This is a genomic window from Tepidiforma sp. (assembly GCF_034432735.1).
Taxonomy (GTDB): Bacteria; Chloroflexota; Dehalococcoidia; order Tepidiformales; family Tepidiformaceae; genus Tepidiforma.
In genome coordinates this window covers 22,421-28,853 of sequence record NZ_DAOUBJ010000014.1, presented here as the reverse complement: position 1 = coordinate 28,853, position 6,433 = coordinate 22,421, and the positions used below count along the sequence as shown (strand labels likewise).

The 6,433-nt window shown below is 69.1% G+C and carries 9 protein-coding genes; 1 reads left to right on the top strand and 8 read right to left on the bottom strand.

The annotated features are described in order from the left end of the window. From VAE53_RS01125 to VAE53_RS01100, 6 genes are read right to left on the bottom strand one after another with little or no spacing between them, the layout of a single operon-like run. Positions 1 to 513, bottom strand: a complete 513-nt coding sequence (locus tag VAE53_RS01125; protein WP_322817515.1) for a hypothetical protein — start codon at positions 511 to 513, stop codon at positions 1 to 3. 31 nt (positions 514 to 544) lie between these two features. After that, positions 545 to 1,054 carry a hypothetical protein gene (locus VAE53_RS01120; RefSeq protein ID WP_322817514.1) on the bottom strand — a complete coding sequence of 170 codons (510 nt, stop codon included), beginning with the start codon at positions 1,052 to 1,054 and terminating at the stop codon, positions 545 to 547. 12 nt (positions 1,055 to 1,066) lie between these two features. Next, complete coding sequence (locus VAE53_RS01115) at positions 1,067 to 1,636, bottom strand: cytochrome c oxidase subunit 3 (RefSeq protein ID WP_322817513.1); 570 nt, start codon at positions 1,634 to 1,636, stop codon at positions 1,067 to 1,069. Then, on the bottom strand, positions 1,637 to 1,840 hold the full coding sequence (locus VAE53_RS01110; RefSeq protein ID WP_322817512.1) for a cytochrome C oxidase subunit IV family protein: 204 nt from the start codon (positions 1,838 to 1,840) through the stop codon (positions 1,637 to 1,639). Between the two features lie 15 nt (positions 1,841 to 1,855). Then, a complete protein-coding gene (locus VAE53_RS01105; protein WP_322817511.1) occupies positions 1,856 to 3,712 on the bottom strand; it encodes a cbb3-type cytochrome c oxidase subunit I in 1,857 nt (618 codons plus the stop codon). Positions 3,713 to 3,715: 3 nt separating this feature from the next. Further along, positions 3,716 to 4,486, bottom strand: coding sequence for a cytochrome c oxidase subunit II (locus VAE53_RS01100; RefSeq protein ID WP_322817510.1), 771 nt, complete (start codon positions 4,484 to 4,486; stop codon positions 3,716 to 3,718). A gap of 226 nt (positions 4,487 to 4,712) precedes the next feature. On the opposite strand from VAE53_RS01100, the gene VAE53_RS01095 reads away from it, so the two are divergent. After that, complete coding sequence (locus VAE53_RS01095; RefSeq protein ID WP_322817509.1) at positions 4,713 to 5,282, top strand: hypothetical protein; 570 nt, start codon at positions 4,713 to 4,715, stop codon at positions 5,280 to 5,282. Here VAE53_RS01095 and VAE53_RS01090 read toward each other — a convergent pair. Together VAE53_RS01090 and VAE53_RS01085 are read right to left on the bottom strand one after the other, a co-directional pair. Continuing rightward, a complete protein-coding gene (locus VAE53_RS01090; RefSeq protein ID WP_322817508.1) occupies positions 5,279 to 5,749 on the bottom strand; it encodes a pyridoxamine 5'-phosphate oxidase family protein in 471 nt (156 codons plus the stop codon). The genes VAE53_RS01095 and VAE53_RS01090 overlap by 4 nt on opposite strands. A gap of 42 nt (positions 5,750 to 5,791) precedes the next feature. Continuing rightward, a complete protein-coding gene (locus VAE53_RS01085; RefSeq protein ID WP_322817507.1) occupies positions 5,792 to 6,346 on the bottom strand; it encodes a hypothetical protein in 555 nt (184 codons plus the stop codon). Between the last annotated feature and the right edge of the window lie 87 nt (positions 6,347 to 6,433).

Sequence of the window (6,433 nt, the reverse complement as noted above, 5' to 3'; positions counted from 1 at the left end):
TCAGTCGGTGGCGAGGCGTTCCTTCAGGGAAGCACGGAGGGCGGGCCATTCACTGGCGAGGAGGGGCACGTCGACCGGGCGCAGGCCACCGACGCGCACGGCCACGGCATGGATGCCCCGTTCCTCGAAGGCGTACCCGAGGAGGAGCAGGACGAGCTCGCGCGCCAGGCGCGAGGAAACCGTGGTCCCCGGGGCCCAGGCAGCGCCAGCAGCAGCCTTGGGCGGCCGGCCAACCAGCCCGCGCGAAGCTCCACCGACGAGCCAAGCGAGTCCGATGGCGGGGCCGCGGGTGCGGTGGACGGCCCACGCAGTGCAACTGCCACCGGCGATGGCGCGGAGGGCGGCGGCGTACGTCAGCCCGGGCTCGGCGCCGGCGGCCGCGCGTTCGCTGCAGGCGAGGAATAGCCGGCGGGTTCGTTCGTCGGCCGTGCGGGGGTGGATCGGTTCGAGGCAAAGGTGCGGGCCGGCGAGGCGCGGCGGCGGCGCTGCCTCGAAGGAGGGCTCGTAGGGCATCGCGACCTCCTCGCCGGGGGACGGCCCAGGCTCAGGCGTTGGCGGGTTCGGGCGCGTCGTCGCCGATCCGCCGGGCGACGATCGTGGCGATCCCGAAGGCAATCCCGAATGGCACACCCAGCAGGGCGGCGGGGATGAAGGTGACGGTGATCGGCGGGCGCTCGTCGAGCTGGTAGCCGATGACGCCGCCGACGTGGAAGCTGCAGGCGACTTGGCCGTCGCGCTCGGCGGGACGGACCTCGGCGGTCGCTCCGGGGCGGATCAGCGCGCCGGCGAGGTAGTGCTCGACTGCGTCGTTGTTGGTGATGCGAACGGTGCCGGTGCGTCCGCCGCGGATGACGGTAGGGACGCCGGGGACGCGGCGTCCCTGGGCGATGAGTTCGGCAGCGCCCGGCGGGATGACGATTTCGTCGGCGTGCTCGGCGCTCGTCGGTTCGAGGAGGGCCCACCAGAAGACGCTGACCAGCCAGCCGACGACGAAGCCGCCGAGCACCCAGAGGGCCAACTGCCGCGCGACCGAGCCGGTCAGCCGCTCCAACATCGTTCGTCCTCGCTATTTGGTGAGGTAGAGCGCCGGGTAGTAGAAGACCCAGACGACATCGACGAAGTGCCAGTACATGACGACGGCGCTGACGGCCCAGGGGTTCTTGGAGCTGTAGCGGCCCTTGAGCGCCTGGATCCAGACGAGGCCGAGCATGATGACGCCGGTGACGACGTGGGTGGCGTGGATACCCGTCATCGTGAAGAAGACGGAGCCGAACGACTGGTAGCGGTGGAAGTGCGCGGTCGACCATTCGAAGGCGACGCCACCGGCGAAGAGGAGGCCGAGGAGGATGGTGAAGAAGAGGTACCAGCTGGCGACTTTTTTGTTGTCGTGCTCGATCGCCGTCTCGGCCGTGTAGGCGGTGACGGAGCTGAGGAGCAGGACGATGGTGATGCCGAGACCGAGCAGCTGGTCGAGCTCTTCGCGGTGGATGCCTTCGAGGTAGAAGCGCGCGCTGAGGAGCAAGCCAAAGAGGATCGATTCGGAGAAGAAGAAGAGCCAGAGGCCGGCGCGATTGATCGCGAGGCTATTGTGCGTTGGGGCGTGAGCGGCTTCGTGGTGAGCGGTCGCGAGCGCCATTCAGTGAGCCTCCTGGGGCCGCCAGAGGCGGTAGATGTGCATGAAGTAGTAGGCGATGAGGGTGGCCTTGCCGATTGCCGAAACGGTGATGCCGAGGAAGCGGAGGGTGTCCTGCTCGACGTGGGTGGCGAAGAGGTATTCGGTGACGGTGAGGACCGCGAGGATGGCCGCGACGACGAGGCCGGTCTGCATCGGTTTGCGCATGGTGTCGTTCCCTCCTTACTGGCCACCGCCTGCGGGCGCGCCGGCGAAGCCTGCCGGGGGCGCGGTGGGGAAGCTCGCGTGTTTCGAACCGGGGACGCCGTAGTCGTACGGGCCGCCGCTGACGACGGGCGGCACCGGGAAGTTCTCGTGCGGGGGCGGCGAGCTGGTCTGCCACTCGAGGGTACGCGCCTGCCAGGGGTTGGCCTCGGCGACAGGACCGCGGAGCCAGCTGTACACCATGTTCCAGATGAAGACGAGGAAGGAGGCGCCGAGGAAGAACCCAGCGAGGCTGACGGCGAGGTTGAGCGGGTCGAGCTCCGACTGGAAGTCGGCGATGCGCCGGTTCATGCCTTTGATGCCGGGCAGGTGCATGAGGAAGAAGGTGGCGTTGAAGCCAATGAACATCCACCAGAAGTGGAGCTTGGCGAGCCGTTCGCTGTACATCCGCCCCGTCATCTTGGGGAAGTAGTAGTAGATGGCCGCGAAGAGGGCGAAGATTTCGCCGCCGACGATGGTGTAGTGGAAGTGGGCGACGACGAAGTAGGTATCTTGGAGGTGGATATCGGTCGGGACGTCGGCGAGGAAGATGCCGGTCACGCCGCCGCAGGCGAAGTTGAAGATGACGGCCAGGGCGAAGAGCATCGGCGCTTTGAGCCAAAGCCTGCCGAGCCAGATGGTGCCCAACGCGGAGAGGAAGATGAGGCCCGTCGGGATGGAGATGAGCTCCGTCGCGACGAGGAACGGGCCATGGAGGTAGTTGGGCATGCCCGAGGTGAACATGTGGTGGGCCCAAACGACGCCGCTCAGGCCGAGGATGCCGAGGAAGGCCGCGACCGCGTACTTGTAGGCGAAGAGCGGCTTGCGCGAGAAGTGGGCGATGATCTCGAGGGCGAGCCCGAAGCCGGGGAGCACCATGATGTAGACGGCCGGGTGCGAGTAGAACCAGAAGACGTGCTGGTAGAGGAGCGGGTCGCCGCCGTTGGCGGCATCGAAGAAGGAGAAGCCGAGCCGGTCGAGGAGGACGAGGAGGAGCGCGGCGGCGAAGCCCTGCGTGTAGAGCAGCGCGATCCAGGAGGTGGCGAACATCGACCAGACGAAGATGGGCAGGCGTCCCCAGGAGAGCCCCGGCGCGCGCATGTAGATGATCGTCGCGATGAAGTTGAGGGCGCCGAGGATGGAGGTGAGGCCGAAGGTGATGATGGAGAGGTCGAAGAGGACCTGGGCGCTGTTGGTGAAGATCGAGAGGGGTGGGTAGGCCGTCCAGCCGTGTTCGATGCCGCCGAGGAAGGGCGTGGCGAGGAGCCCCACGGCCACGGGCGGGATGAGCCAGAAGGTGAGGGCGTTGAGCCGGGGGAAGGCCATGTCCTGGGCGCCAATCATGAGCGGGACGGCGTAGTTGCCGATACCGCCGATGACGGCGGCCACAGCCACGGCGACCATGAGGATGCCATGGAGGCCCATGGTGCCGTTGTACTGGCTATTGGAGAGAAATTGGTGGCCGCTCTGGGCGAGTTCGGCGCGCATGACCATGGCCAGGGCACCGGCGAGGAAGAAGACGACCATGAAGGTCACCAGGTACTGAATGCCGATCACCTTGTGGTCGGTGTTGAAGGTGAAGTAGCGCTGCCAGCCGGGCAGCTCGCGCCGGTACGTCCGGAGGCCGAACCACTCGCGACCCCACTGGCCCCACATGCCGATCCCCAACAACCAGAGAAAGACGCCGAGCACCCAACCGCCGACGATGTTGATTTCGCCGCCCCAGGGGTCGGGATAACCGAACAGCTCGCGGAGGATGGCGACGATCCCCAGGCCAAGGTAGAAGCCGATGAGCCCCAGGCCCATGGCTCCGAAGACGGATTTGACGGCGCACATCTGTTATTTACCCCCCGTGGCGAGGCCGGCGAGCCAGGCCTCGTATTCGGCTTGCGTGACGACGCGGACTGGGAGCCACATCTTCGAGTGGTCGAGGCCACAGAGCTCGGCGCACTGCACGCGGTAGGACTGGTCCTCGGTGTAGGCGCCCAGCTCGGTGGGATGGACCGTCATGTAGGTGGTCCGGCCGGGGAGGGCATCGATCTTCATCCGGAAGGCGGGAATCCAGAGCGAGTGGACGACGTCGATGGAGTTGACGTTGAAACGAACCTTCCGGTCGACGGGGATGACGATCTCCCCACCCTTGGCCGCCGAGACCTGGACGCCGTTGGGGTAGTCGAACGTCCATTGCCACATGAAGGCGGTCGCGTTGATCTCCAAGTCGGCTTGCTCTTCGCCCCAGCCGTAGCCGCTCGCCGAGGCCTGGAGCTTGGCGAGCCCGGTGAGGCCGGGGTAGATCATGACGAACACGGCGAGCGCCCCCGTGACGGCGAGCCAGATGCGGGGCACCCAGCCGCCGCCGCGGATGGGCGGGCCGTCCTCGGGCGGCCGTTCGCCGCGGACGCGCCAGGTGAGGGCGGCGTAACCGACGACGGCGATGACGAAGGCGAAAACGGGAATGCCGAGGAGGAGGAGGAAGCGGAAGATGCTGTCGAAATCCTCGGCCTCGTGCGAGCCGACGGTCGGGAAGAGGTCGGCGATGACGAGGAGTTCGCCGACCGCGGTGAGGCCGGCCCACAGAAGGGCGACGCTGACGAGGTGCTTACCGTGCAAGGGCCACGCTCCGAATCGTGCTTGGCAGTACGGGTGGGTGGCGCCACGGGGGCGCCACTGACCAGATGCTAGGGAGGCGGCGAGAGGAAGCGGTACGGCCGCATGGGTACCCATCCGGTGACCGGACGGCCCTCCCGCAGTGGTGAAAGCATGGGCGCGATGGCGCTCCTGGGCTTCGGGGCGCCGGTGGCTGTGGCGCGCGGCCGCCTGGGCCGAAAATGGGAGCATGAGGTGGTTTCGGTGGAGAGGCGGGACTGCGGACCCGGGCAGCGAGGCGGCCCCGGGCTTCGGGAGCTGGCTGCTGGGGCAGTTCGCGGGGGGCCGGCCGCTCGAGGGGCTGACGTTCGCCGAACTGGAGCGGGTCTGCAGCAATGCCGCTTCGCTCGTCTGCGGCGCTGCCTTTGCCCGGCCGGAGCCGTTCCGCCGGCCGGACGTCCTCCGGCCGGAGCTGCGGACCGAGGCGGGGGTCGTCTCGCGGCGCACGGCCGACGGCTTCAAGGCGGCACTCGCCGACCGCGAAAACACGGTGCTCGCCTGGCCCTGGGAACACATCGGGACGAGCCTGGCCTGGAGCGCCACGCGGGAGGGCGCGGCAGAGGCAGCGACCCTTGGCCCGGGGCTCGAGCGGCTGGCGGCGGCGTACGCCATCTTCTACCGCGAGCAGCTAACGGCAGTGCTCGATCTCTGGGAACAGGTGGCGGCCGGCGTCTACCGCGGGGAGCAGCGTCCGAATTTGCCGGCGATGGGGGCGGAGATGCTGGCGGCCTACGAGGCGGGAGCGGCCCGCCGGCCTTAGCCGTGCGCTGGGCGCCAGATCCGCGCGGGCTTGCCGCTCATCACCTCGCTCAGGCGGGAGACTTCGATGCGAATCGGGTCGAGGCGAAGAGCGCCGAAGGTCGGGTCGGCAGGGCTGCTCCAGAGCATGCCCGGGTCGTAGCCGAGCGGCGGGGGCGTCGTCTTGAACTTCTCCCACAGCCAGGCTTTCCGTTCCGGGGTTTCGTCCCAGCGCGCCCGGCACTCGGCGTACACCTGCTCGTGCTGCTGATCCCAATAGGCGACGGCGACCCAGGGGTTGGCGGCGATGTGCTTCGCCTTGAGCGACCGAGGAGAGGTGGCGATCCACCCGACGTGGCCGTCCCAAATCGGGTGGAGGATGCGAGAGCGGGGGCGGCCTTTCGTATCGACCGTGGTGACGACCGCCCAGACGATGCGGCTGGTGATGGCGTCGAATTCGGGCTGCAGCTGCGACCAGGTGACGTCCACGGGAACCCTCCGGCGAAGCGGCGTGAGTATACAACCCGTGGACTAGCGCTCGGGTGGCGGGCGCCGCCCCTCGCGGCGGCGTTGGGGCAGCCGCCGGCGCTCCCGCCATTCGCCGAGGAGCGCGAGGAGCGCGGGTGGCAGGCCGGCATCGGCGTTCGCTCGCGCAGCCAGCAACCACGCCCCGAGGTGGGCGACGCCCTCATCGTCGGCGGTGGGGAAGGCGGCGCGGAGCAGGCTCGCGAGCCGGGCGAGCTCGGCCGGGCTGGCGGGAAGGTCGCCAGCAGGCGCACCGGCGGCCAGTAGGGCTGCGCGGAGGGCGGCGAGCGCGGCTGACCGGCCGGCCGCTGGGCCGCGGAGCGCGTCGCGGAACAGGTGGACGAGGTGGGCGAGGTCGGGCGGCTCGCGGAGGTGGCGCGCGTAGGCGGCCCGTGCCTCGGGCGAAAGGGTGACCGCGTCGGCGAGGGGAACGGCGGGGGCAGCGCCGCCGGGAAGCGCGAGGGGGCCGCGTTCGAGCGCACGGCGGGCTTCGGCCAGGCGGGCCTCGGTGGCACGCTGGAAGGCGGCGAGCGGTTGTTCGGCGGATTCGGCGATGCGCACGGGCGGGCCCTTGCCCTCATGCTCGGCAAGGCCGTCCCGCTGGCCGAGGGGCAGTGCGGGGACGAGCCGGGAGCGGGTTGGAGACCG